Here is a 24,692-nt window from a genome sequence, read left to right on the forward strand (position 1 = left end):
GCATGGCGCGAGCCCCTTGCGAGACTCGCACCGATGTAATGGGGCCGGAGCCGTCTTACATGTCCATGCCCATGCCGCCCATGCCGCCGGGCATGCCGCCAGGCATCGGAGCATCTTCCTTCGGCAGTTCGGCGACGGCTGCGTCGGTCGTCAGCAGCAGGCCTGCCACCGATGCCGCGTTTTGCAGCGCCGTGCGCGTCACCTTGGTCGGGTCGACGACACCGGCTTCCACCAGGTCACCGTACTCGCCGGTTGCCGCGTTGTAGCCATAGTTGCCCGAACCTTGAGCAACAGCCGCCACCACGACGGAAGCTTCTTCGCCGCCGTTCGTGACGATCTGGCGCAGCGGCTCTTCCATCGCACGCAGGACGATCTTGATACCTGCGTCCTGGTCGGCGTTAGCGCCCTTCAGGCCGTCGATTGCCTTGCGAGCACGGATCAGCGCGACGCCGCCGCCAGCCACGATGCCTTCTTCCACTGCTGCGCGCGTGGCGTGCAGCGCGTCTTCGACACGTGCCTTCTTTTCCTTCATTTCGACTTCGGTCGCAGCGCCGACCTTGATCACCGCAACACCGCCGGCCAGCTTGGCCACGCGCTCTTGCAGCTTTTCACGGTCGTAGTCCGACGTCGCTTCTTCGATCTGCTTGCGCACTTGCTTCACGCGAGCTTCGATGTTCACGGCTTCGCCAGCGCCGTCGATGATCGTCGTGTTTTCCTTGCCCACTTCGATGCGCTTCGCTTGACCCAGCTCTTGCAGCGTCGCCTTTTCCAGCGTCAGGCCGGTTTCTTCCGCGATGACTTGACCGCCGGTCAGGATCGCGATGTCTTCCAGCATGGCCTTGCGACGGTCGCCGAAGCCCGGAGCCTTCACAGCAACGGTCTTCAGGATGCCGCGGATGTTGTTGACGACCAGCGTTGCGAGTGCTTCGCCTTCGACGTCTTCAGCGATGATCAAGAGCGGACGGCCGGCCTTCGCGACTTGCTCCAGCACCGGCAGCAGATCGCGGATGTTGGAAACCTTCTTGTCGTGCAGCAGCACGAACGGGTTTTCCAGAACGGCGACTTGCTTGTCCGGGTTGTTGATGAAGTACGGCGACAGGTAGCCGCGGTCGAACTGCATGCCTTCCACGACGTCCAGCTCGTCTTGCAGCGACTTGCCGTCTTCGACGGTGATCACGCCTTCCTTGCCGACCTTGTCCATGGCTTCAGCGATGCGCTCGCCGATGGAGGTGTCGCTGTTCGCCGAGATCGAGCCGACTTGCGCGATTTCCTTGTTCGTCGTGCAGGGCTTGCTGATCTTGCGCAGTTCTTCGATTGCTGCTGCGACGGCCTTGTCGATGCCGCGCTTCAGGTCCATCGGGTTCATGCCCGATGCGACGTACTTCATGCCTTCGCGAACGATGGACTGTGCGAGCACGGTAGCGGTCGTGGTGCCGTCACCTGCGTTGTCGCTGGTCTTGGAAGCAACTTCCTTGACCATTTGCGCGCCCATGTTCTGGAGCTTGTCCTTCAGTTCGATTTCCTTCGCGACCGAGACACCGTCCTTGGTGACCGTCGGGCCGCCGAACGAACGCTCGAGCACGACATTGCGGCCCTTCGGACCCAGCGTGACCTTGACCGCGTTGGCCAGGATGTTCACGCCTTCGACCATCTTGGCGCGTGCGGAATCGCCGAAAGTGACTTCTTTAGCTGCCATATCCAGACTCCTTGATTCGATTCAGTGTGCCGGCTCGCCGCCCTTTCGGCGCGAAGCCCGGCGTACAGGAAGAATGCTTACTTGTTGACCAGAACGGCCATGATGTCTTCTTCGCGCATGACGAGCAGTTCCTGCCCGTCGACCTTGACGGTCTGGCCGGCGTATTTGCCGAAGAGCACGCGGTCGCCCACCTTCACGTCGAGGGCGTTTTGCGTGCCCTTGTCATCGCGCTTGCCCGGGCCGACGGCCAGGACTTCGCCTTGATCCGGCTTTTCTGCCGCTGCTTCCGGGATCACGATGCCCGATGCGGTCTTGGTTTCCTGGTCCAGACGTTTGACGATGACGCGATCGTGCAAAGGACGAAGGTTCATACACACTCCTCTCTTGAATGAGACTGAAAACGCGGGAAAGCCCGTCTTTTGGGCGGAGCCCGCCGGACGGAAATCTTGTTAGCACTCTCGTGCAGTGAGTGCCAATTATATGGACCAGATTTGACAATTTCAAGGAGGGATGGGCAGAGACAGCTCCGACACGTGCCGAAGTTCAGCGAACGTTGAACCGCTAGACTGCGAGCGCACGATCTGACGGCGTAGGATCTTCTGTCAGACCAGTCAAATAGACGGTTAGACGCGACACCCAGCCCGGCAGGAGCCGGGTATCCGCGAACACGCATTTAGTTCAGCACGAACACCGTGCCGAGACCAGCGGTTCCGCCCATGTTGGTTGTGCCCAGCAGGTTGCCCGTGCTGTCCAGAATTAGACCGGCACTTGGCGCGTTGCCATCGGAGCCCACCCCCGTGAACACGTGCAGCAGTGAGATTGCCGACGCGTAAGTGCCGTCACTGTTGCGCCTAATTTCGAATACGGTTCCGGAGTTAGCGCTGCCGCCTGCGTTTGTAGTGCCAAAAATGTTCCCAGCGCCATCCAAGACGAGGCCTGCATCCGGATAGGCCCCGTCTGCCGAGCCGCCCGCGAACGAGTGAAGCGTCGTCGCCGGCGTATATGTTCCGTCGCCGCTTCGCCTAAGCATGAATACAGTACCGAGGCTCGCCGCGCCGCCCGCACTGCTTGTGCCAAACAGATTTCCCGCAGCGTCAGCGACGAGGGGGGAGTTCGGAATCGCGCCGTCTGATCCCGTGCCTGAGAATGAGTGAAGCACGACCGCCGGACCGAACGTCCCGTTACTGCCGCGCACAAGTTCAAAGACGGTCCCGCTGTTGGCGGCACCACCCGCGCTTGTTGTGCCGAACAAATTTCCGGCGCTGTCTAGAACCAGCCCTGCCTCTGGTGCCTTCCCGTCCGAGGCGGTACCGGTGAACGAATACAGTGTGGTCGGCGTCGCGTACGTCCCGTCACTTTTGCGCGCAAGCTCGAAAACCGTGCCTGCGTTGGCACTTCCCCCTTGGATGGTCGTGCCGAATAGATTGCCCGCACCGTCCTGGACGAGGCTTGCATCGGGATATGCACCATCGGTGCCGACGCCCGTGAAGGAGTGAAGCGTCACAGCCGGGGAATATGACCCGTCGGCGTTTCGGGTTAGCTCAAATATTGTCCCGGCGTTTGAGCTGCCGCCGGTGTTGGTTGTGCCGATGAGGTTCCCTGCGCGATCGACAATTAACCCAGCGTTCAATGTGGTCCCACCGGCACCTGCGCCGGTGAACGCATACAGCGTGACGGGCGATGCATATGTCCCGTCGGCGTTTCGCTTCAACTGGAATACCGTGCCAGGTCCTGCACTTCCGCCGCCATAGGTGGTACCGAAAAGGTTGCCAGCACTGTCCTGTGCTAGGCCCGCCTCGGGATACTGGCCATCGCCATTCGCGCCGGTGAAGGAGTACAGGGTGCTGACCTGACCTGGGCTGCAACTGACGCTCACGTTGTTGACATTGGCGGTTGCATTGCCCGATCCGTTTGCGACGTTGCATTGCCTCGCGGCTGGATGTTGACTAACCGCAACGCTATATGGGCTGCCCGACGTTATCGACGAGAACTGGAACCCCCCTTCAGAAGTCAGTGTCTGCGTGTCTGTGCCGTTGTTCTGCAGCTTTAGAACGCCCCCGTTGAGTCCAATGGCGGTCCCGCCAATAGTGTATGACGTCGGTGCTGCCGGAGGGACCGCGGAACCGCTTCCAGGGTTGGAAGACGTTGCGGTGCTAGACGAGCCACCTCCGCCGCAGGCACCAAGGGTTGCCGAAAATATGACGGTAGTTACGATGCTGGGAACAGTCTTGATTTTTTTTGGACGCATGACTTCAACCGGTGCAAAGGCGAGTAGTGAGACGTCGCGGCGGCCTTCACCGCGGGCTGTGCCTCATTCTACTTATCAAAAAGATAAGCATGTTAACAATCGAGCCTCTGGCTTTATCAGTGTTGTTTTGTCGACTTGCGTCCACCTCGTTCAGTAAAAGCCCTAATTCTCGAAGCGTGTCGATGCACGAAAACGTCGGCGGTACGGGCCTTAAGATCTCTGTGCGCTTGTGATGCGATGCACCGCTTCCCGGTGACGTGCTGCAGTTATTGCGACGCTCCAGCGTCATGGCGGCAGTTGCCGATCGGCGTTGTGGCGGCGAAGGCTGGGCGTGGCTACGCTTTTCTGACGTCTGGGCACAGTTCTTCGATCCGTGCTGCAAGAATCTCGCGACTCGGTTACCCCAGAGCCCTCAAAGTTGCAGCAGCGCAGGAGCCTTGACTCAGGTGATGATCGACGGCCACCTTCGTCTGTTCCGGCGAATAGCTCGGCCTCGAGCGACATACCCGGCCCGTAAATCATGACATCGCTGATACTCTCGATGCGAAGAAAGGAGGGAAATTCTTCGTCGGGTATGCGTGCGCCTCGTGTCGATTTGGGAGAATGCATGTGCTACATCCTGGATACAACCGGCCGATGCAACACATCTGCGCGAGCTGACAGGGCGCTCGCCGAGCGAGAGGAAATATTGCGCGGAACAGTAGATTGCCTCATCAATGACCGGGGATCGCGCGGTCTGCTACGATCGCGGGCTACGTAGGTTCCCGCCGGTCTAAGTCGCCATGCTGCTCGTCGCTCCGTATTTCGTCTTGATGATCCTTGTGACCGTCGTGTTCGCGTTGCCGTTCTGGCGCTTCATCGACGAATCTAAAGCGGCGCAGGCACGGCGCACTAATTCCCTCGACGGCACACGCGGATATCTCGCGTTGAGCGTGATGGTGCATCACGCGGTGGTAGCGGGCCTGTGGATCAAAACGGGCGTCTGGGCCTTGCCGCCCGACTTTTTCTATAGCCGGCTAGGCAGCGCGGGAGTCGCTATATTCTTCATGATTACCGGCTACCTGTTCTGGGGCAAGTTAATCAAGGCCCACGGTAGGCCCAATTTTGTTGCGCTCTATATCAGTCGCGTGTTCCGCATCGCTCCAGTGTACTGGATCGCTGTCACCGGGATGGTACTGGTGGTAATGTGGCGTTCCGGCTTCCAGACCCGCGAGCCAGTCGGCCCGCTGCTCGACAAGATCGTGCACTGGTATGGCGTGGGCCTCTTAGTCGGCCACGACTTCAACGCCTATCCAAACGTTTGGATCATTCTCGCCGGCGTCGTGTGGACCTTGAAGTATGAGTGGCGGTTTTATATCGCGCTGCTGCCAGCGGCGCTGTTTGCACGGCCGAAGCTGCATCTCGCCGCTGCGGGCGTTGCATTCATCGGTGCACTCATCTGGAGTAGCGTCTCTACAGCCGAAGCGCCGCCGCTCTGGCTGCTGTTCGCGATAGGCATGCTGAACGCGTCGATCGGCGAGGTCAGCCCAATTGTGCGCCTGCCCGATGTGGCACGGTCGCTCGCTGTCATCGTGCTTCTGGTGCTCGTATTTGAGCTACGGCCGCTTCCGTACGCGCGTGAACAAAGCCTAATTCTCGGGCTGGTCTTCTTTCTGCTCTGCAATGGAACCACCCTCCTCGGGCTACTAACATCGAGGCCCGCGGTACGCCTCGGGCACATCAGTTACGGCATCTATCTGTTTCAAGGCTTCGTCTTCTCGCTCGGCTTCGCGAACCATGTGATCGCGCGGGTGATCGTGCAATCGACTGCTGCGTTCTGGCTCGCCGCCTGCTTCGGGATGTTCACGCTCTGCGCGGTCGCCGCCGTAATTCACGTGACTGTCGAGCGACCGATGATCGATGCGGGACATCGCATCGGCTTGCGTGTGAGGGGGCGCACGCTGGCGGCGAACGGAGCGCGCTGATGCTCGCCGGACTCGCGCTCTGCGCGAAGCGCTTTACATCGCATGCCGCCTGGTTGGAATTCTTGATCTGCTTGTAGGCTGTCATCTGTCTTACGTCGACGACGACGGCCCTGCCCAGTTGAACTCTCGCCGTAGAACGCCCCGCTTGGGCGGCTACGCCCCCTCCTCCCTCTGCTCGGATGCATGCGGCGCCGCTCATCTGGTCGCGTCAACTGGCAGCCGACCGACACGTTCCGATCCTGCGGGGCCGTTAGGCGTTCCTGTTCGCGCACCACGCGAATGACAACTGGCCGAAACTGGGCTGAGGCGCTGGCGGCGGCTGTTTCGGACAATGTTCGAAGTAGCCCCCGATGGCGCGAGCACGCAGTTGCGCCTGCGCACGTCGCAACGATCGTTGTCCGCAGACACACTGGTGGTCTGCTAGCCTCCCGGATAAGCGACCCAAGTATGTGCATCTATTCCTCAGCTTGCGACACGCGGCGCCATTGTCGAGGATCCAAAGCCAGGGGCTCAGAGTTATTCGCGTCCATTGGCCGCGGCCCGGTACAGCAGGGGAAGCTGTTAGTGTCACTGTCGTCCCAGACAGCCCCCTCCGACGTTCGCTGAGACCAGATTGCCGGCACCGCTCGTCGGGGCCCACGGTGCTCGCTCGTCTAAGCCGCGAACTGCGGGCGGCGGTACGTCGCGCCTGCTCAACTGTCAGTCAACGTTGAAACAACGAGCTTTGATAACATAAAAAGAGTAGATGAACGCAGTTCAAAACTAGACGGTCTGTCGCTCGTAAACTCGTGCTGGCTTGCCGGCCGGATTCAATGTTTGATGAACTTAGACATTTGCTTTGGCGAGGAGCCGGTGCCGAAGTCTTGACCTCGAGGGAATTAATAAAATGCCGGGTGGCGGCACCTTTCCGACGTCGCAGCGTCAGGTTGCGACACCGCACCAACGGTGAAAGACCAACGCTCCGCGGACTAGGTTCGGCCGCGCTGACAAGCGGTCGGGATCGACGCTCTCCTAACAGCAACAGGCCCATGCAAACAAGTGCGTCCGCCAGAACGCACGCACTCCGTCGTCTTTGCACTGCCGGGCGACTGCGGTAGCGTTAGAACATTTCGAAACTTCATTACGCTCTCTCAAAGGAGGATGTCCCTCAGTGCCAATTGCCTGTCCAGCTCGAAGCTCAACCGCAAATCAAGCTGATACGGAATCCAACGCGCCCCCGCCGGCGAGCGAACCCGTGCCGGTGCTTTTCCATATCGTCGACTTCAACGACGGCGGGATCGAATCGTCGCTTATCCAGTGGCTGCGCGTCTTCGACCGTGAGCGCTTCAGCGTCACGCTCTCGGTGATGCATTCCTCGCCGGCGTTCGAAAACCGGTTTCGCACGCTCGTGCCACCCGATGTCGGCATCGAGATCCTGGCTGACAAGGAGTGGCTCAACTACTTCCAGACCCGGCGTTACGCGCGCAAGCTGAGCAAGCTCGGGCGCGTGGGGCGCGACGTCTTCAACACGCTCGCCGTGCGGCCTTATGTGAAGCGACGCATCGAAGCGCTGGCACGCCGGCATGCGCTGATCGTCGATTTCGACATGTCGCTGCGCCGCCTCGCCGGCCAGTTCGGCACGGCGTGGCTCGGCGTCAACCACTTCAGCTTCGATGCGCGGCTGGGCGCCCGTCCGCGCAAGAAACGCCGGCTCGCGGCGCAGTTCGCGCGTTACGACGGGGTGGCCGCGCTGAATCAGCACATGGCCGAGGAAGCGCGTCGGATGTTCGGCGACGGGTTGCAGCGACTGTCCGTGCTGCCGAATGCCATCGATATCGAACGCATTCGCCGCGATGCGCTGGCGACCGAACCGCCGCTTTGCGATGCGCCGTACATCGTATCTGTCGCGCGACTCGATGAAATTCAGAAGGACCATCGCACATTGCTGCGGGCTTACGCGCGGCTCGTGAGTGCCGGCGATATCGCGGAACATCTGGTGATCGTCGGCGATGGCGCTTTTCGCGGCGAACTCGAAGGGCTCGCAGAGGAGCTCGGTATCGCCGCGCGCGTGCACTTCGCGGGTTATCGCAACAACCCGCACGCGCTGGTCGCCGGCGCGCGCCTTCAGGTGCTGAGTTCGCGCTACGAGGGCATGCCGATGGTGCTGCTCGAGGCGCTCGCGCTAGGCACGCCCGTGATAGCGAGCGATTGCCCGACCGGCCCGCGCGAGATTCTCGGCGACGGCCGCTTCGGGATTCTGTTTCCGATCGGAGCGGACGACGAACTCGCCGATGCCATGCGCAGCCTGATCACTGACGAAGCGTTGATGCATCGCATGCGCGCGCGTGCGCTCGAACGCGCTGAAGAGTACGGCATTGCAGCCAGCAACGAGCGTTTTGCGCGATGCGTGTCGGAACTGACGAGTGCGAGGCGCTAGCGCCGCTTGCTTTCTGTACGGCCGCACGGGCCGGGCTACCGACGAGCATTTCCTCTGCTCGCCATGCGGCTCGCGTCGACAGCCTTGCCGCGCCGCCACGCGAGTGGCGCTTGGCAACTGAATTCGCGGTCGAAGCGGACGAGGAACTCGCCAGCGCGATGCGCCGCCTGATTACCGACGATGCGTTGAGGAATCGCATACGTTAAAGCGCGCTGGAGCGCGCTGGGAATCCGGTATCGCGGCCGGCAAGAGCGTTTGCACGATGCGTCTCCGAACTGACGAGTGCCATTCGCTGGCGGCCGATTGTTTCGTGTACGGCCGCACGAGCCCGCAACCGACAAGCGTTTCCTCTGCTCGCAATGCGGGCCTCGCGTCGACAGCCTTGTTGCGCCGCGATGCAACAGGCGCTTGGAACTAATCTCGATGTGCGCCGCGCCGCTCGAGCCGAAACCCAGATCGCCGCACGACGCCGAAAAAGCTAGCTGTTATCGCGAGAAAACGAGTTTTCCCTCGCCGCAGGAGCGCACTCGCGCCCCAATGCCCGCTGTGCGATGCGACCGCGCGTTTCAAAAAAATAAAGGGCATTGCCTCTTGAAACGCAGCCTTTACCATCCAGCTAGATGGCAACAGGATGGAGAATCACATGACCGCACCGCTTCCCGACCTCACCCGCCCCAAAGGCGGCGACACCGAAAAGATCACGATCAACCTCGGCCCCGTCGATCTCGGCCAGATCGACCTGCTCGTCGAAGAAGGCTTTTACTCAAACCGCACGGACCTGATCCGCACGGCCATCCGCAATCAGCTCGCGGTGCACGCGTCCGTCGTCAAGGAAACGGCGACCCGGCGTGCGCTCGTGCTCGGGCTTCAATACTTCTCCAGACAGGACCTGGAAGCGGTGCGCGCAGCCAATGAGCGGCTGAAGATTCAGGTGCTCGGCCTCGCGAGTATTGCCGCCGACGTTTCGCCCGAACTCGCGCTTGCCACCATCGAATCGATTCTGGTTCGAGGTGCCCTCCACGCATCGCCGGCCGTCAAAGCCGCGCTTGCAGACCGGATCCGCTGAATGCGGCTCGACCGCCGCGCATCCGAAACCGGACAAGACATGAAACTGAACGAAGGTTTTCTCGACTCGATGAAAGAGGCTTTTCAACTCTTTCAGAACGGCAATAGCGACGCCGCCACCGACATCGTCAAGCGCGCGATGCGCGGAGACGCTGCCGACGCAGCGCCCGCCTCGCACGAATCCCGCCCCTCGCGCTCTAGCGAACTCTTCAAGACACCGCCGCGCGCCGAACCGCAGCCCGAAGTGGAAGATCGCGGGCACTTCAGCACGCGCCGCTACGCGAATGCCGCCGGGCAGCGCGACTACAAACTATATGTGCCGAGCGCTTATCGCAACGAGCCATTGCCGCTCGTCGTGATGCTGCACGGCTGCACGCAGAACGCCGACGACTTCGCGGCCGGCACGCAAATGAACGCGCTCGCCGAACGGCAGTCGTGCATCGTCGCCTATCCGATTCAGCCGCAAAGCGCGAATGCATCGAAATGCTGGAACTGGTTCAAGCCGTCCGACCAGCAGCGGGACGCGGGCGAGCCGTCGCTGATAGCCGGCATCACGCGCGAAATCATGGCCACTCACAACGTGGATGCGAAGCGCGTCTACGTCGCCGGTTTGTCGGCGGGCGGCGCGATGGCGGCGATCTTGGCGCAACGTTACCCCGACTTGTATGCGGCAGCGGGCGTTCACTCAGGGCTGCCTGCCGGACGCGCGCACGATCTGCCGTCCGCGCTTGCCCTCATGCGCGGCGGCGAAGGTAAAGCGGCGGCGTCCGGCGCGCCGCGTTGCCCGCTGATCGTCTTTCACGGCGATGCGGACGCCACCGTGAATCACGTCAACGCGCGCAGAGTCCTTGAAGGCTTCCGCGCTAGCGGGCCGGAGCGCCGCATAGCGGGCGTGGCGGGAACTCGGCAGCATTCAGTGCAGCAGTTCGTATCGCCCGATGGCGTGCCTGCGGAACTGTGGACGCTTCACGGCGCACCGCACGCGTGGTCCGGCGGCAGCGCGCGCGGAACTTACACCGACCCGAGCGGACCGGACGCCAGCGCAGAGATGCTGCGCTTCTTTTTAGCGCATCCGAAGAACTAGAAGTGTTTCATCGCGGCGAGTTCTCCAAGAAACGCCGCCGCCTTCGGCACGGCAACCGCGCGTTCGCTTGCGCGGATGGAGGTTGCCCGCCATGCGGCCGTCGCTGATGGCGCCTGTCGTCGAGCCTGTGGGTGCGGTCGCTGCATCCGTCGGACGCGACTGGAGGGTTCCCGAACCGCCTGCGGCGTGAGCACGGGAATCGGCTTGGCAACCCCAGACGCGGCGCTGCCGCGCCAGCCGATCTCTGAGCAAAACATCGCGTCGCTTGATTCTGCGTCGTCTGCTCACGCCATCAACAACGCACGGTACATTGGCGAGCCGAACCACGCGCGCGATACCACCCCACATCGCGCGACTCGGCGCCCCGCCTCAGCGACAATCGCGCCGCTCATATAGCGACCATTCGCCCTCTTGCACGACCTGAACGACGTCGCATTCCTTGTTGGCGAAGAAGTTCGCTGGCAGGGGCCCGGCCTTGTGCACGAAAAAATATCGATACTGCCGGCCGTTGTCTCTCGTCCAGTCGAAGCGCCGGGGATCGCCCTCGAGCGCCGGGGGTTGCAGCGGCAGCATCCCCGGTTTGAAACGGACGATCTGCGGCACGAACGTCGCGAAGTTGAAATCGACGAACCCGTGTTTCTCAGCCTGATACCACAGCGCCTGATGCATGTAAGCGGCAATGCTTCCGTACGCGGGACTGTCTCGATCGAACACGAGATTCAGCGCGCGCTGGCCCGGCTCCGCTCGCGCGAGGAGCTTTTCGAGCGGCGCGTTCTCGGCGGCGAAGCGATGCAGGCGGACCGCTTGATCGGTGAGAAAAATCCAGCATCCCGCGATGATCGCGGCCTGCACGCCGACGCCTCGCCATGCGGTCCAAGGCGAACCCGACGCCGATGCGCGCCCATCGCTCGCCGACCGTGGCGCGGGACAGAACATCAGCGCATAGGCCGGCAGCAGGAAAAGCGCGAACCGGTGATACAGATAGCCGGTCTTGAGCGCCGCGTCGGGCACGGCGAACCATATGAAGGTGACGGCCAGCATCGGGACGATCACCGCGCGGTCCCGGTTGATCCTGTCGCGCCAAAGCCACGGCGCCGCGAACATCAACGCGACGAGTGGCAGATACATGGCGGCACTCTTGCTCATGCCCCAGACATAGACGGGCAGCGAGAGCACGCGGTGCAGATTCCAGCCCCATTTGAATACGACGATGTCCGGCACGGTTTGCCCGAGCAGCGGATCCGTCGCGCGACTGCGCAGCACATACGCAATGCACAGCAGGCCGAGCGGCACGAACGGCGCGAGCGCCTTCACGCCGTGCGCGAGCGGCCTCTGCTTGAAAAGCACGAAGCCGACGCCGACAGCGCACGCGAACAGAAACACGAGCCCGTGGCAGAAGAAGAGCACCGCGCCGGCCAGCGCGATGGCAACACCCTTCTCCACCGACAACGCCGTCGCGTAACCGTACGTCAGCCAGATGAACAGGATGCCCAGCGGCGCGGCGACCAAAAACGTGTAGAAGCCCCATCCGAATGCGAAGCCGAAACATCCGGGAACGAAGAGCCAGTCGAGCCGCGCATCGCCATGCAGATGACGTCGAAAGCCCACGCACGATGCGACGAACCCGAGGTACGCGACCGTCATCAGGCACTTGAGCGCGGCCGCCACGGGCATCAGATACGTGAGCGGCAAAGCCAGCCCGTAGCCGATGAGATACGGCGTGAGCAGATTGAGTTGCACGAGGCTTTGCCACGGTGACGCATGTTCGAGCAGATCGCGCAGCAACATGACTTGGCCGGCGTGCTGAGGCAAATCGGCGAGCGGCGGACGCGGCGAGATCCAGAACAACGCTGCGCCATACAGCACGGTCGCGAAAAAAAGCACGCGCGGCAGCATCGCGGCTAGCGGGCCGGCGCGCGAGCCCGGCGCGGGCGCGGCTGCCGCATCGAGGTTCGCGCTCGCCGGCGCGGAGCGATCGACCGGAAAGTTCATGGCGTCTCCCCGATGGTGGGACGCGCGCGCGGTCCCTCGTTGGCAGAAGTCGTCGGCGTGCAGTGCGGATGGGGGCGTGTAGACGAGGCGCGGGCGCGAAAGGCCCGGATGCGCGGCGAGATGAGTTCAAACGTCGTCATAGGCGATGTTTCTCATGGCTGAAGCTGCGATGGCCAAGAATCTGCTCGGCGCGCAGTGCGCATCACTAAGCAGACCGAACGATTCATCAGACGTAAAGGTCAGTGGCCGGCGCTCTACGCAGACGACAATAACACGCGAGGTGCGACAAAAAATATGCAGAAGCTCGCGTCGGCACGCGCCCGGTGAAGCTGCCGCGTCCCTTACAACTCGTCAATCAATCAATCGGTCTCCCGGAACCGATTGAATCGATTAATGCTGATTCATCAATGGTGCCTTCTTCGGATCAGGGTTTATACCTATATGTGACAGGCCTACACTTCTTCTCAACGACAACGCAGTGCGAGCCCCAAGCTCCTGCGGCGTCCCGCTCAACGAGATACGGAGGTTCATCATGTTCAAGTCAATCGTTCCCGCCATCGTCATCGCTTCCGCACTCGCTGCGCCGGCATTCGCCCACGCGGACGAAAACGGCGCCCTGACCCGCGCCGAAGTGAAGGCGCAACTGGTCGAACTGCAGCGCGCCGGTTACAACCCCGCCAGCGACCGGACGACCTACCCGGCCGCGATCCAGGCGGCGGAAGCCCGCATTCACGAGTCGCAAGGTGCTGCGGCGACGTCGTTCGGCGGCTCGGACGGCGGCGCGTCGGCGTCCGGACGCGCGAATCGCGCGGCTGCCGAGGTCAACCCGGTCGATTTCAATCGTCCGTAAGCGGTATTGACCAATGCGAAGCCCGGCCCTGCGCCGGGCTTTTTCGCGTTCATGTCCGCGTTTCGTGAGCGCCAGGACAAGCGCTTTACGACGGTCATCTCGCTGTAAGCCTCGGATTTTTCGACGTTTTCGGATTCTGCTTTTTCATCGGAGGCTCGGACCGCACTAAAATGTGTGTCTGCTTGTCACATGTTTCGTTTCTGCCGCCTGCCATGCCTATCCCGTCGTCGTTGCGCCTCGCTTTCGTTTCACTCGGTTTTTTCGCGCTCGCTGCCTGCGGTGGCCGCACCGCCACCACGCCCAGCTATCAGCAGGAGTTGTTCAACACCGGCGCCAGCCCCTACGCGCACAACTTCGACGCCACGGTGAAGGAAACCTGCGAAGCCGCGCGCCGCGCGTTGCTGTCGCAAGGCTTTCTCACGACGATGGCGCAGGCCGATAGCGTCGACGCCACGAAGAACTTCCAGCCGTCCGCCGAGACGCATGTGGTCGTGTCGTTCCACGTCGTGTGCACGCCCGGCGAGAACGCGACCAACCAGAGCATCGCCTATGTGAACGCCGTGCAGGACGGCTACGCGCTCAAGAAGAGCGATACGTCCGCGAGCGTCGGCCTGAGCGTGCTCGGCTCGCTTTCGCTGCCCATCCGGTCGAACAGCGACGCAATGGTCAAGATTTCCAGCGAGACGGTGCCGGCCGGCAAGTTCTATGACCGCTTCTTCGGCTTGATGGGCCACTATCTGACGACAGTGCCGCGCAGTTCGCCCATTGCATCCGATGAAGTCGAGAGCAAGCCGCTCGCGCCCTCGCTGATTGTCAGTTCGCCGGAGTTGACGCCGACGCCGATCGTCGTGCAGGCGCCCGCCGCGGCCGCGACCGCGATTCAGACGCCGGAGGCAGCGGCGGTCACCAAGCAGGAAGCGCAGGCTGCCGCCAGTACTGTGACGGCATCAGCGCCGGTTGCCGCGTCGGCGGTGACGCATTGATTGACGCACCGCTCTCCCGACAATCTACCGGCTGCGAAGACCGCACTCACGCCATTCGCGCTCGTGCCTCATCGGCGATGACACGCTGAGCGATCGCCGGTTCGTGCGGCATTGGGAATTCAGCCGGCCTGCGTCGGCCCATTCGTCGACGCGCGCTCCCCGGTTCACGCCAGAGCGGAGCGACCGAACAGCACATATCGCCGGCTTGACAGCGCCCAGCTCGCTCATCGGCCGGCTGTTGCACAAAACAAAAACGGACTCCGGCCGAAGCCGGAGCCCGTTCGCGCGCCTCGCCGCCCCGCGTCCGCCCATTCGCCGACGCGCTGCCTCCGGTTCGCGCCACAGCGTAGCGACCGAACAGCATCCATCGCATTCACCCGGCTCAATCGCGCCCAGCTCGCTCATCGGCCCGCTGTCCCACAAAACAAAAACGGGCTCCGACCTAAGCCGGAGCCCGTTTGCGCGCCTCGCCCGAAACGGCTGAGGCTCGCCGCTTATTTGCCGCCGTTCTGCGGGCTCAGCGTGAGCTTGTTCGAGACCGACTGCACGCCCGTCACGCCCTTCGCCACTTCTTCGGCCTGAGAAATCTGCGCGCCTTCCGGCACGGTGCCGGTCAGCGTGACCGCGCCGCCGCGTGCACGGACGAACACGTTCGACACATCGAAGCCCTGCGCCTTCGACAGCGCGCGGCGCACGTCGTAGCCGAGCTTGCGATCCGTCTTCTTGGTCGCGGACTTCTGCGCCTTGGTCGGCGCGGCGGATTCGGTGCCGGTGGTGGCCGCCGCATCGCTGGACTGGGCATAGGCGCTCGACGCGACCGCCACGCACACCACGACGCCCAGCGCCTTCAACATATCGACAACTTTCATGGTTTCTCCTTTTGTTTCGCTTGTTGACTTCGCACAGTTGCTGCTTCGCTCGTTTGCACTTCAAGCCGGACAGCGTGGACCGGCCTAAGGCGTACGGCACCGCGCATGCCCGTGGCCGCCCGGCCGGCGGTCCAGATGGACCGGCGAACCGGCGGCGACGTGCCGCGGATGCTGTCATGCAATGCTGCGAGAGGCTGGCGAAGAAACGAACTCGGCCGTTATTCGGGCGTATGACCCGTCGGCTCGTCTATATGTTGTCCTGACGCACGGCGCAACAGGCGCCCGATGCTGCGGCGCGTGCCCGCCTGACCCAAATAACGGGTTTTCGGACGGAAGTCCTTGCCGTGCGGCGGCGAACGTCAATTTAGCCCAGCGCGGCCATTAGCGCAAAGCATTTAACAACGCGAGGCGCCCGCACGCGACACACGCTTGTCACACGCATGCCGCCGCCGCGACGGCAACCGGGTCGCGCGGGCTTTCGCGTCGCGCGTTCGGGTAAGCTCTCGGGCACGAAGTTGACAGTTGGCACCGAGATGACTCAATCAGACGGCAATCCCCAAAAGGAACGCCCGCGACGCAGGCCGCAACCGAAAATCGTCGCGCGTTTCGTCGCGGTGTCGTGGCGCGACCTCGCGCTGACGTTCGGCCCGATTCTCGTCGTGGCGATCGCCGCGCTCTACCTGGCCGTGCGGCTCATTCAACCCGCGCCGCCGAACACGCTCACCATCGCGGCCGGGCCGAAGGGCAGTTCGTTCTGGAACAGCGCGCAGAAGTACAAGGCGATCCTCGCGCGCAACCGCGTGACGCTCAACGTGCTGGAGACGCAAGGCTCGCTCGACAATCTCACGCGGCTGGAAAAGCCGGATTCGGGCGTCGATGTCGGTTTCGTGCAGGGCGGCATGATGCCGCCGGGCGCGGTGCACGACGACCTCGAATCGCTCGGCAGCGTCGCATATGTGCCGCTCGCCGTGTTCTATCGCGGGCCGGTGGTTTCGCGGCTGTCGGAGTTCAAGGGCAAGCGGCTCGGCATCGGCGCGGAAGGCAGCGGCACGCGCGCGCTTGCGCTGACGCTCCTGAAGGCGAACGGCATCGAGCCCGGCGGCGACACGCAGTTGCTGCCGCTGTCCGGCGAGGCCGCGGCCAAGGCGCTCGAAGGCGGCCAGATCGACGCCGCGCTTTTGACGGGCGATTCCGCGCAGCCGCCGACCATGGCAAAGCTGCTGCGCACGCCGGGCGTGCGCTTCATGGACTTCGCGCAGGCCGACGCCTACGCGCGCCGCTTCCCTTACCTCACCGAGATCGAACTGCCGATGGGCGCGTTCGATTTCGCCAACAATCTGCCGCCGCGCCCGGTCCACATGATCGCGCCGACCGTCGAGCTCGTCGCCCGCGACAGCCTGCATCCCGCGCTCTCGGACCTGCTCATCGAGGCGGCGCGCGAGGTCCACAGCCGCGCCAACCTGATGCAGCGCGCGAACGAATTCCCCGCGCCGCTCGCCCACGAATTCCGCATCAGCGACGACGCCGAGCGTTATTACAAGTCGGGCAAGAGTTTTCTGTACCGCGTGCTGCCCTTTTGGATCGCGAGTCTCGCCGATCGCGTGCTCGTCGTGCTCGTGCCGCTCGTCGTCGTGCTCATTCCGGCGCTGCGGCTCGTGCCGGGGCTGTATCGCTGGCGCGTGAAGTCGCGCATCTATCGCTGGTATGGCGCGTTGATTGCAATCGAACGGGAGGCGATCAGCGGCCCCGACACCGCGCAGCGCGACGCCCTGCTCGACCGCATCGACGCGATCGAATCGGCGGTCAACCGGATGAAGATGCCGCTCGCGTTCGCTGACCAGTTCTACGTGTTGCGCGAGCACATCGGCTTCGTGCGCGAGCGACTCGCAGCCGAGGCCGGCGCGAACGCGCAGCCGCCTTCGCGCCGGCAGGTCGCGTCGCGTGAAGACACGGAGCAGCGCAGCACGTAATATCGAATGATTCGATCGCGATAAGCGGTCGGGAGATACGCGGCGCGCGTTCGCCGCACCGGATGCAGGACACGACGCCAGCCGGCGAAAGCCGGGCGCGCGAGCGCCGCAGCAACCGAACACGTAGAGCGAACGACGAGGCCAGCGCGAGCGCGCCAAAAGCAAGGAGAAACGACATGAGTGCCCCGCATTCGACCGCCGACGGTCGCCCGTACTTTTTTTTCGACTTCATCTCGCCGTTCTCGTACCTGCTTCTCGAGCAGCACGACAAATGGCCCGACATGCCGTTCGAATTCGTGCCCGTGCAGTTGCTTAAGCTGCTCGACCGCTGGAAGCAGCCGCACGCGGCCACCATTCCGTCCAAGCGCGTGTTCACGTACCGCCACGCGCTCTTTCGGGCCGAACAACTGGGCATTCCGTTTCGCATGCCGCCCGCGCATCCGTTCGACCCGGTGAAGGCGCTGCGGCTCGCCGTAATCGCAAACGGCGACATGACGCGCGTGCGCGACATTTTTCGCTTCATCTGGCGCGAAGGGCGCGATCCGTCGTCGCCGGACGGCTTTCGCGCGCTGTGCGAATACGTGGGCATGCCGGAGGCGGAATCGCGCATCGACGACGAGGACGTGAAGGCGAGGCTGCGCGACAACAATGACCGCGCCGTCGAGATGGGCGTGTTCGGCGTGCCGACCTTCGTCGTCAACGATCAGATCTTCTGGGGCGAGGACACGCTGCCGATGGTGCTCTACGTCGCCCGCTCGCCGAACTGGCTGGAAGCGGCCGAGGTCAAGCGCATCAGCACGTTGCCGATGGCGCGCCCGGAAGCCGATCCCGGCGACACGACAGCAGTCGGCGGCTGACCCACGGCGAACGCGTTCGCGGCCCTCGCCTATGCCGCGCCTATGCCGCGCATAGGGCATGCGCTATGGCGTCAAAAATCGGAACAGGGTTAACTTCGGTTGCGGCCGTGCGCCGCGCCGTCTCCGCGCCGTCTGTGGCAACCGTTGCCGCACCCGACACGGCGCTTCGGCCTCCGGTCCCACGCAAAGCCCATGAACGAACCCGCCGATTCCCTCGACATCTGGCTGATCCGCGTCCTGCGCACGCTGCTGCTGGAACGCAGCGTCACGCAGACCGCGCAGCGCCTGAACCAGACCCAGCCGGCTATCAGCACGGCGCTGCGCCGCCTGCGCGAGATCCTGAACGATCCGATTCTCGTGCGCGGCAAGCAGGGCATGGTGCCGACCGAATACGGCGAGACGCTGCTCGCGCCCGCGCAGCGCGCGCTGCGCGAGGTGGAATTCGTCGCGACGCCGCACGGTGATTTCGATCCCGCCCATTCGCGCCGCACCTTCCGGCTCGCCGCGCCGGATTATCTGAACGATTTCTTCATGCCGACGCTCGTGGCCGCGTTTCGCGACGCCGCGCCCCATGCGCGCCTCGAAATCGAATCGCTGAACCCGATGCGCGATCACGAGCGCGCGCTCGACGAAGGCGAGATCGACCTGATGGTCGCCAACTGGACGAAGCCCGAGCCGCGCTTCGAGCGACAGGATCTCTTCTCCGACGTGTTCGTCTGCCTGATGCGCGCGAACCATCCGCTCGCGCGCGAGCCGCTGACGGTGGAACGCTACGCGCTCGCCGCGCATCTCGCGCCGACGCCGTACAGCGGCGCGAAGCGCCATCCAATCGATATCGGGCTCGCGCGGGCGGGCATCCGCCGGAGAATTGTCACAACGATTCCGTATTTTGGTCTCGTGCCGCAGGTGCTGCTGCAATCGGACCTGATCTTCACCGCGCCGCGCCGTTTCGCGCAACACTATGCCGCGATGCTGCCGCTCGCGGTGCTCGATTCGCCGGTGCCGTTTCCGCGCATCAAGTGCTATCGGCTGTCGCAGCCGCAGTCGGACCAATCGACCGATGTGGCGTGGCTGTGCGCGCTGATGTCGCGCGTGTCGGACTCGCTCATCGGCCGAAAAACCGCGCCGGTGCATGAGTTCGCTGCGGCCGTCGCCAAATAACGTGCTCACGACATGGACGCTCTCGACCGCTTGATTCAACTCACGCAGCTTTCCGGCGCGCTCGATTTGCGTTGTCTTTTGCGCGGCCCGCTCGAAGTGGATCACGCGCCCGCGCCGGCCGGCGAGGCGGCGTATCACGTCGTCCTGGACGGCGCGTGCACGGTGTCGCGCAAGGGCCATGCGCCGATCGACCTGAAAGCAGGCGATATTCTCTTTCTGCCGCGCGGCGACGCGCACGTGCTTCACGTCGCGGATGGCGACGCACGCGCTGGCGAACTGCAAACGCGCGACAACGGCGCGGTCACGGTGCGCACCAATTGCGGCGAAGCGCAGCCGGCGGTGGATCTGCTGTGCGGACGCTTCACGTATGCGCCGCGCGCACTGCTGATCGACGTGTTGCCGGACGCGGTGCACGTGTCGTTCACGCGCGCGTCCGCGCCGTATCTCGGCCCGCTCGTCGCGGCGATGCGTCGCGAGGCGGAGGAAGCGCAGCTCGGCGCGCCGTCGATTGTCGCGGCGCTTTCCACCGCACTCTTCGCGATGGTCCTCCGCGCATGGCTCGCCGAGCAGCCGTCGCTTTCGGGCGTGCTCGCGCTGTTGGCGCACCGGCGGCTGGGCGCATCCGTGATCGCGATGCTCGAACGCCCCGCCGATCCGTGGACGCTCGAAATGCTCGCAAAGGAAGCGGCAATGTCGCGCGCCACGTTCATGCGCGCGTTCTCGGCGCATTCGGAAAGCTCGCCGCTCGCGCTGTTGGGCCATGTGCGCATGCAGCTCGCGAGCACCATGCTCACGCACACCAAGAAGAGCATCGCGGATGTCGCGGCGAACGTCGGCTATCAGTCGGAAGCGGCGTTCAGCAAGCGGTTCAAAGAGGTGTATGGCGTCGCGCCGGGGAAGTTTCGGGTGGAGCGGGGGTTCGGGGCGTGAGGCGCGCTTAGATCATTGCGCGCCGCGCGCCCGGCATCGAAGCATTCGACCGCGCCCGTTCTTCCCGCACCCGCAACACCTGCGCCGCGACCGCCAGCGCGATCGACGCGGGCGCTTTATCCACGATCCCTTCGACGCCGATCGGGCACGTCATCTCGACGAGCCGTTCTGCGGCCAACCCGCGCTCCATCAATCGCCGCTCGAACTTCACGCGTTTCGTCTTCGAGCCGATGAGCCCGAAGTACGCGAAGTCGTCGCGCCGCATGATGCGCTGCGTGAGCGCGAAGTCGAGCGAATGATCGTGCGTCATCACGATGAAATACGCCCCGGCGGGCGCTTCATCGACGATCGCGTCCGGCAGATCCGTCGCTTCGATCTGCACGTTCGCGGGCACTTCGTCGGGGAAAAGCTCGTCGCGCGCATCGACCCATTGGACGACGCACGGCAGCGTGCCCAGCACCTTCACGAGCGCATGGCCGACGTGGCCCGCGCCGAACACGACGACATGCATCATGACCGCGCGCTCCTCACTGCATTGACCGCACGCAGAATCTCCTCGGACGTAGCGGGCGCGTTCAGCGGCGGATTCACCTTGTGATCGCCGACCGCGGAGACTGCATCGCGGATCGCGAAGAACACCGAAAACGGCAGCAGAAGCGGCGGCTCGCCCACCGCCTTCGAGCGATGAATGCTGTCTTCCGCGTTGCGATTCTTGAAGAGCGACACGCGGAAATCGGCGGGCATGTCGTTGACCGTCGGGATCTTGTAGGTGGACGGCGCGTGCGTCATCAGCTTGCCGTCCTTGTTCCACCAGAGTTCTTCGGTCGTGAGCCAGCCCATGCCTTGCACGAACGCGCCTTCCACTTGCCCGATGTCGAGCGCCGGATTCAGCGACGCGCCCACGTCATGCAGCGCATCCGCGCCCAGCACGCGCATTTCGCCGGTGAGCGTGTCGATCACCACTTCCGACACCGCCGCGCCGTAGGAGTAATAGAAGAACGGGCGGCCCTGCATCGTCGCCTGATCCCAGTAGAGCTTGGGCGTCGCGTAGAAGCCATCGGACCACAGTTGCACGCGCGCGAGATACGCCTTCGCGACGACTTCGCCGAACGGAATCGCATCTTCGCCGACGATCACGCAGTCGTTGGCAAAGCGCACGCTCGCCGCCGGCACCGTGCCCGCGCCGAACTTCTCCGCCGCGAATGTCGCGAGCCGCTCGCGCAGTTGACGCGCGGCGTCCTGCGCGGCCTTGCCGTTCAAATCCGTTCCGGTCGATGCCGCCGTCGCCGACGTATTCGCCACCTTGCTCGTGTCCGTCGCCGTCACGCGCACGCGGCCGAAGTCGATTCCGAGTTCATGCGCGACGACCTGCGCCACCTTCGTGTTCAGCCCCTGGCCCATTTCCGTGCCGCCGTGGTTCACGAGAATCGACCCGTCGGTGTAGATGTGAACGAGCGCGCCGGCCTGATTGAAGTGCGTGACGTTGAACGCGATGCCGAACTTCACCGGCGTCAGCGCCAGTCCCTTCTTCAGAATTTCGTTGTTCGCGTTGAACTCGCGCACGGCTTCGCGGCGGCGGCGATAGTCGCTCGTCGCGGCCAGTTCGCCGATGAGCTCGTGCAGCACGTTGTCCTCGACCGTCTGGCCGTACGGCGTGCGGTTGTTCTCCGTCTTGCCGTAGAGATTCGCGATGCGGACATCGAGCGGATCGCGGCCCACGGAGCGCGCGATGTTGTCCATGATGTACTCGATCGCGAACGCGCCCTGCGGCCCGCCGAAGCCGCGAAACGCGGTGTTCGACTGCGTGTTGGTCTTGCCGCAATAGCCTTCGATCGCGACATTCGGCAGCCAGTACGCGTTGTCGAAGTGGCAGACGGCGCGCGTCATCACCGGGCCGGACAGATCGGCGGAAAAGCCGCAGCGCGAAGTCATGTCGACGGCTACGCCCTCGATCACGCCTTCGTCGTCGTAGCCCACTTCGAAGTCGTACACGAAGTCGTGGCGCTTGCCGGTAATCATCATGTCGTCGTCGCGGTCAGGGCGCAGCTTCACCGGACACAACAGTTTCCACGCCGCGAGCGACGCGCAGCACGCGAAGATGCCCGACTGCGATTCCTTGCCGCCGAATCCGCCGCCCATGCGCCGGCATTCGACGAGCACGTTATGCGAATGCACGCCCAGCACATGCGCGACGAGATGCTGCATTTCCGTCGGATGCTGCGTCGAGCAGTAGACGTGCATGCCGTCGTCGTCCTTCGGCACCGCGTACGCAATCTGGCCTTCGAGATAGAACTGCTCCTGGCCGCCGAGCTTCATCGCGCCGCGTTCGTGATGCACGGCCTTCGACATCGCGCTGTCTGCATCGCCGCGAGCGAGCTTGAGCGGATTGAGCACGTACGATTCGGCGCGGCGCGCGTCCTCTGCCGTGAGCACGGCGGGCAAGTCTTCGAATTCGATCGACGCGCGCCGCGCCGCGAGCCGCGCCGTATCGTGCGAGGTCGCGACCACGATGAACATCGGCTGGCCGACGTACTGCACGACGCCCGGCGCGAGTACCGGATCGTCGTGGATGATCGGGCCGCAGTCGTTCACGCCGGGAATGTCGTCGGCGGTGAAGACGGCGACCACGCCCGGCGTCGCGCGCACGGCGTCGAAGTTCATCGACACGATCTTCGCGTGCGCCTTCGGGCTCAGCCCGAGCGCGGCGTGCAGCGTGCCCGCGACGGGCGGAATGTCGTCGGTATAGCTCGCGCGGCCGCTCACGTGCAGATGCGCGGATTCATGCGGTCGCGAGACGTGGACCTGCTTGAACGCGTCGGCGTCGTTGACGAGGGACTGCGCGTCGGCGAGAAAGGCTTCGGCTTGCTGATTCATGTTCGTGTGTGTCCTTATTTCGCTTCGACGAGTTCGATCGCGCGCACATCCAGCTTCGATTTCGCGAGCGGATTGTGCGGGCGCGTCTCCAGCCAGAAGCGGTACAGCAGGCTCTTCGCCGTCTCCAGCCGATAGCCGCTGCTCGCGCGCATGTCGGTGAGCGGCGCGTAGTCCTCGCCGAGCGCGCGCATCGCGGCCTGCGCCGTGGCTTCGTGCCACTGCGCATCGGCGAGCGCGGCTTCGGCGCGTGCGGCGCGCTTGGGCGTCGCGGCCATGCCGCCGAATGCGATGCGCGGCTCGCGGATCACGTCGCCCTCCGCGATATACGCGAACGCGGCGCACACGGCGGAGATGTCGGAGTCGAAACGCTTCGACAGCTTGTAGGTCCGAAAGCGCAGATTCGCGCGTTTTCCCGTGCGCGTCGGCACGCGCACCGCCGCGACGAATTCATGCTCGGCCATGTCCTTCTTCTGATACGCGAGGTACAGGTCTTCGAGCGGCATCTCGCGCGTGCCGTCGATGCTCGCCAGCACCACGCGAGCGTTCAGCGCGATGAGTCCGGGCATCGAATCGCCGATGGGCGAGCCGTTCGCCACGTTGCCGCCGAGCGTGCCGGCGTTGCGGATCGGCAGCGACGCGAAACGCAGCCACATCTCTTCCAGTTCGGGATAGGTCTTCGCGAGCTCCGCATACGCGCGCTCGACGCTCACGCCCGCGCCGATCTCGATCCACTCGTCCTTCGTCTCGACGCGCTTGAACGCATCGATCTGCCCGACATAGACGATGTCGCCGATGTCGCGCAATTGCTTCGTCACCCACAGTCCGACGTCCGTGCTGCCCGCGAGAATGCGCGCGTCCGGCTTCTCGGCCTTCAGCTTCGCGAGCGCCTCGACCGTGCGCGGCGCGTCGAACTGGCGGCCGGCGTGCTCGTAGTGGAACGTGTCGTCGCGAGCGATGGTGTCGAGCGTGCGCGCGAGCGACTGCACATCGACGGGCGCGAGCGGCGCGTGATCGAACATGCGCTCGGCCGCGTCGATAATCGGCCGGTAGCCCGTGCAGCGGCACAGGTTGCCGGTCAGCGCGTTGCTGATGTCCTCGCGCGACGGCGTCGTGCGGTGCGCGCAGCCGGTGGTCGCGTGACCGTGCTTCTCATACAGGGCGAACATCGACATCGCGAAGCCCGGGGTGCAGAAGCCGCACTGCGAACCGTGGCAATCGACGAGCGCCTGCTGCACCGGATGCAGCGAGCCGTCGGGCTGGCGCAGGTCTTCGACGGTGAAGAGCGCGCGGCCATCGAGCGTCGGCAGGAACTGCACGCACGCGTTGACCGCCTTGAACGCGACGCCGCCCGCGCCGTCCGGCTCGCCGACGACGACCGTGCACGCGCCGCAATCGCCCTCGGCGCAGCCTTCCTTCGTGCCGGTGCAGCGCGCGTCTTCGCGCAGATATTGAAGAACGGTGCGCGTGGGCGACGCACCGCTCACTTCGCGGATCGCGTTGCGGTGATAAAAGCGGATCGGCTGGGTCATGACGAATGTCTCGCGGGGCTTCATGGCTTCTTGCTGGTTGCGCGGGGTGCGCAGCCGGTGGCGGAGAGGTTCGGGCCGGGTATTTTCGGAATAGTCCGACCGCCTCGATGGTTCGAAAGCTATCACCGCCAAAATGCGGAACCCATAGCGGACATTGCATGAGCGACATATTCGCCCCGCGATAAGTCGCCAGCGCCTTGCCCG

At 64.0% G+C, this 24,692-nt stretch carries 18 protein-coding genes and 1 pseudogene; 10 read left to right on the forward strand and 9 right to left on the reverse strand.

Annotation, left to right across the window (positions count from 1 at the left end; all coding sequences use genetic code 11):
- Nucleotides 1–55: 55 nt before the first annotated feature.
- From groL to NCR34_RS11085, 4 genes and pseudogenes are all read right to left on the reverse strand, one after another.
- Nucleotides 56–1,696, reverse strand: a complete 1,641-nt coding sequence (groL, locus tag NCR34_RS11070; RefSeq protein ID WP_248320415.1) for a chaperonin GroEL — start codon at nucleotides 1,694–1,696, stop codon at nucleotides 56–58.
- 77 nt (nucleotides 1,697–1,773) lie between these two features.
- Nucleotides 1,774–2,067 (reverse strand): co-chaperone GroES, encoded by a 294-nt coding sequence (gene groES, locus NCR34_RS11075; protein WP_159836846.1) that lies wholly within the window; start codon nucleotides 2,065–2,067, stop codon nucleotides 1,774–1,776.
- A gap of 302 nt (nucleotides 2,068–2,369) precedes the next feature.
- Nucleotides 2,370–3,944: a choice-of-anchor tandem repeat GloVer-containing protein gene (locus NCR34_RS11080; protein ID WP_250499883.1), complete on the reverse strand. Its 1,575-nt coding sequence runs from the start codon at nucleotides 3,942–3,944 to the stop codon at nucleotides 2,370–2,372.
- A gap of 401 nt (nucleotides 3,945–4,345) precedes the next feature.
- A pseudogene (locus tag NCR34_RS11085) lies at nucleotides 4,346–4,519 on the reverse strand (IS3 family transposase); the annotation flags it as partial.
- 207 nt (nucleotides 4,520–4,726) lie between these two features.
- Here NCR34_RS11085 and NCR34_RS11090 point away from each other — a divergent pair.
- The 4 genes from NCR34_RS11090 to NCR34_RS11105 all read left to right on the forward strand — a co-directional run bounded on the left by NCR34_RS11090 (nucleotide 4,727) and on the right by NCR34_RS11105 (nucleotide 10,473).
- The gene (locus NCR34_RS11090; protein ID WP_250499884.1) at nucleotides 4,727–5,908 is read left to right on the forward strand and encodes an acyltransferase family protein; all 1,182 of its coding nucleotides are present in this window, start codon (nucleotides 4,727–4,729) and stop codon (nucleotides 5,906–5,908) included.
- A 1,234-nt stretch (nucleotides 5,909–7,142) separates the two neighbouring features.
- Nucleotides 7,143–8,324: a glycosyltransferase gene (locus NCR34_RS11095; protein ID WP_350029430.1), complete on the forward strand. Its 1,182-nt coding sequence runs from the start codon at nucleotides 7,143–7,145 to the stop codon at nucleotides 8,322–8,324.
- A gap of 643 nt (nucleotides 8,325–8,967) precedes the next feature.
- A complete protein-coding gene (locus tag NCR34_RS11100; protein ID WP_250499885.1) occupies nucleotides 8,968–9,390 on the forward strand; it encodes a ribbon-helix-helix domain-containing protein in 423 nt (140 codons plus the stop codon).
- 39 nt (nucleotides 9,391–9,429) lie between these two features.
- The gene (locus NCR34_RS11105) at nucleotides 9,430–10,473 is read left to right on the forward strand and encodes an extracellular catalytic domain type 1 short-chain-length polyhydroxyalkanoate depolymerase (RefSeq protein ID WP_250499886.1); all 1,044 of its coding nucleotides are present in this window, start codon (nucleotides 9,430–9,432) and stop codon (nucleotides 10,471–10,473) included.
- A gap of 369 nt (nucleotides 10,474–10,842) precedes the next feature.
- Here NCR34_RS11105 and NCR34_RS11110 read toward each other — a convergent pair whose 3' ends face one another.
- Nucleotides 10,843–12,465 carry a hypothetical protein gene (locus tag NCR34_RS11110; protein WP_250499887.1) on the reverse strand — a complete coding sequence of 541 codons (1,623 nt, stop codon included), beginning with the start codon at nucleotides 12,463–12,465 and terminating at the stop codon, nucleotides 10,843–10,845.
- A 532-nt stretch (nucleotides 12,466–12,997) separates the two neighbouring features.
- On the opposite strand from NCR34_RS11110, the gene NCR34_RS11115 reads away from it, so the two are divergent.
- Together NCR34_RS11115 and NCR34_RS11120 are read left to right on the forward strand one after the other, a co-directional pair.
- The gene (locus tag NCR34_RS11115) at nucleotides 12,998–13,315 is read left to right on the forward strand and encodes a DUF4148 domain-containing protein (protein ID WP_250499888.1); all 318 of its coding nucleotides are present in this window, start codon (nucleotides 12,998–13,000) and stop codon (nucleotides 13,313–13,315) included.
- A gap of 212 nt (nucleotides 13,316–13,527) precedes the next feature.
- The gene (locus NCR34_RS11120; protein ID WP_250499889.1) at nucleotides 13,528–14,298 is read left to right on the forward strand and encodes a DUF2242 domain-containing protein; all 771 of its coding nucleotides are present in this window, start codon (nucleotides 13,528–13,530) and stop codon (nucleotides 14,296–14,298) included.
- Between the two features lie 494 nt (nucleotides 14,299–14,792).
- Here NCR34_RS11120 and NCR34_RS11125 read toward each other — a convergent pair whose 3' ends face one another.
- Nucleotides 14,793–15,167, reverse strand: a complete 375-nt coding sequence (locus NCR34_RS11125) for a BON domain-containing protein (protein ID WP_175944809.1) — start codon at nucleotides 15,165–15,167, stop codon at nucleotides 14,793–14,795.
- 533 nt (nucleotides 15,168–15,700) lie between these two features.
- On the opposite strand from NCR34_RS11125, the gene NCR34_RS11130 reads away from it, so the two are divergent.
- The 4 genes from NCR34_RS11130 to NCR34_RS11145 all read left to right on the forward strand — a co-directional run bounded on the left by NCR34_RS11130 (nucleotide 15,701) and on the right by NCR34_RS11145 (nucleotide 20,085).
- Nucleotides 15,701–17,137 (forward strand): TAXI family TRAP transporter solute-binding subunit, encoded by a 1,437-nt coding sequence (locus NCR34_RS11130; protein ID WP_175944811.1) that lies wholly within the window; start codon nucleotides 15,701–15,703, stop codon nucleotides 17,135–17,137.
- 176 nt (nucleotides 17,138–17,313) lie between these two features.
- A complete protein-coding gene (locus NCR34_RS11135; RefSeq protein ID WP_250499890.1) occupies nucleotides 17,314–17,994 on the forward strand; it encodes a 2-hydroxychromene-2-carboxylate isomerase in 681 nt (226 codons plus the stop codon).
- 192 nt (nucleotides 17,995–18,186) lie between these two features.
- Nucleotides 18,187–19,155 carry a LysR family transcriptional regulator gene (locus tag NCR34_RS11140; protein WP_250499891.1) on the forward strand — a complete coding sequence of 323 codons (969 nt, stop codon included), beginning with the start codon at nucleotides 18,187–18,189 and terminating at the stop codon, nucleotides 19,153–19,155.
- A gap of 12 nt (nucleotides 19,156–19,167) precedes the next feature.
- Nucleotides 19,168–20,085, forward strand: coding sequence for an AraC family transcriptional regulator (locus NCR34_RS11145; protein WP_250499892.1), 918 nt, complete (start codon nucleotides 19,168–19,170; stop codon nucleotides 20,083–20,085).
- 7 nt (nucleotides 20,086–20,092) lie between these two features.
- Here the strand turns inward: NCR34_RS11145 and xdhC are convergent, their stop codons facing one another.
- From xdhC to xdhA, 3 genes are read right to left on the reverse strand one after another with little or no spacing between them, the layout of a single operon-like run.
- Nucleotides 20,093–20,599: a xanthine dehydrogenase accessory protein XdhC gene (xdhC, locus tag NCR34_RS11150; RefSeq protein ID WP_250499893.1), complete on the reverse strand. Its 507-nt coding sequence runs from the start codon at nucleotides 20,597–20,599 to the stop codon at nucleotides 20,093–20,095.
- The gene (xdhB, locus tag NCR34_RS11155) at nucleotides 20,596–22,959 is read right to left on the reverse strand and encodes a xanthine dehydrogenase molybdopterin binding subunit (protein ID WP_250499894.1); all 2,364 of its coding nucleotides are present in this window, start codon (nucleotides 22,957–22,959) and stop codon (nucleotides 20,596–20,598) included. The genes xdhC and xdhB overlap by 4 nt, the downstream gene beginning before the upstream one ends.
- Nucleotides 22,960–22,973: 14 nt before the next feature.
- A complete protein-coding gene (gene xdhA / locus NCR34_RS11160) occupies nucleotides 22,974–24,488 on the reverse strand; it encodes a xanthine dehydrogenase small subunit (RefSeq protein ID WP_250499895.1) in 1,515 nt (504 codons plus the stop codon).
- Nucleotides 24,489–24,692 lie beyond the last annotated feature (204 nt).

Origin of the sequence: Caballeronia sp. GAWG1-5s-s (genome assembly GCF_023631445.1) — a bacterium.
Taxonomy (GTDB): domain Bacteria; phylum Pseudomonadota; class Gammaproteobacteria; order Burkholderiales; family Burkholderiaceae; genus Caballeronia.

Excerpts from the sequence above, each read along its gene's own strand:
- NCR34_RS11140 (WP_250499891.1), top strand. The coding sequence starts at position 18,187 with ATGAACGAACCCGCCGATTCCCTCGACATCTGGCTGATCCGCGTCCTG.
- NCR34_RS11080 (WP_250499883.1), bottom strand. The coding sequence starts at position 3,944 with ATGCGTCCAAAAAAAATCAAGACTGTTCCCAGCATCGTAACTACCGTC.
- NCR34_RS11090 (WP_250499884.1), top strand. The coding sequence starts at position 4,727 with ATGCTGCTCGTCGCTCCGTATTTCGTCTTGATGATCCTTGTGACCGTC.
- NCR34_RS11130 (WP_175944811.1), top strand. The coding sequence starts at position 15,701 with ATGACTCAATCAGACGGCAATCCCCAAAAGGAACGCCCGCGACGCAGG.
- xdhA (WP_250499895.1), bottom strand. The coding sequence starts at position 24,488 with ATGACCCAGCCGATCCGCTTTTATCACCGCAACGCGATCCGCGAAGTG.
- groL (WP_248320415.1), bottom strand. The coding sequence starts at position 1,696 with ATGGCAGCTAAAGAAGTCACTTTCGGCGATTCCGCACGCGCCAAGATG.
- NCR34_RS11115 (WP_250499888.1), top strand. The coding sequence starts at position 12,998 with ATGTTCAAGTCAATCGTTCCCGCCATCGTCATCGCTTCCGCACTCGCT.
- NCR34_RS11135 (WP_250499890.1), top strand. The coding sequence starts at position 17,314 with ATGAGTGCCCCGCATTCGACCGCCGACGGTCGCCCGTACTTTTTTTTC.
- xdhC (WP_250499893.1), bottom strand. The coding sequence starts at position 20,599 with ATGATGCATGTCGTCGTGTTCGGCGCGGGCCACGTCGGCCATGCGCTC.
- NCR34_RS11125 (WP_175944809.1), bottom strand. The coding sequence starts at position 15,167 with ATGAAAGTTGTCGATATGTTGAAGGCGCTGGGCGTCGTGGTGTGCGTG.
- NCR34_RS11120 (WP_250499889.1), top strand. The coding sequence starts at position 13,528 with ATGCCTATCCCGTCGTCGTTGCGCCTCGCTTTCGTTTCACTCGGTTTT.
- NCR34_RS11100 (WP_250499885.1), top strand. The coding sequence starts at position 8,968 with ATGACCGCACCGCTTCCCGACCTCACCCGCCCCAAAGGCGGCGACACC.
- NCR34_RS11110 (WP_250499887.1), bottom strand. The coding sequence starts at position 12,465 with ATGAACTTTCCGGTCGATCGCTCCGCGCCGGCGAGCGCGAACCTCGAT.
- groES (WP_159836846.1), bottom strand. The coding sequence starts at position 2,067 with ATGAACCTTCGTCCTTTGCACGATCGCGTCATCGTCAAACGTCTGGAC.
- NCR34_RS11105 (WP_250499886.1), top strand. The coding sequence starts at position 9,430 with ATGAAACTGAACGAAGGTTTTCTCGACTCGATGAAAGAGGCTTTTCAA.
- xdhB (WP_250499894.1), bottom strand. The coding sequence starts at position 22,959 with ATGAATCAGCAAGCCGAAGCCTTTCTCGCCGACGCGCAGTCCCTCGTC.
- NCR34_RS11145 (WP_250499892.1), top strand. The coding sequence starts at position 19,168 with ATGGACGCTCTCGACCGCTTGATTCAACTCACGCAGCTTTCCGGCGCG.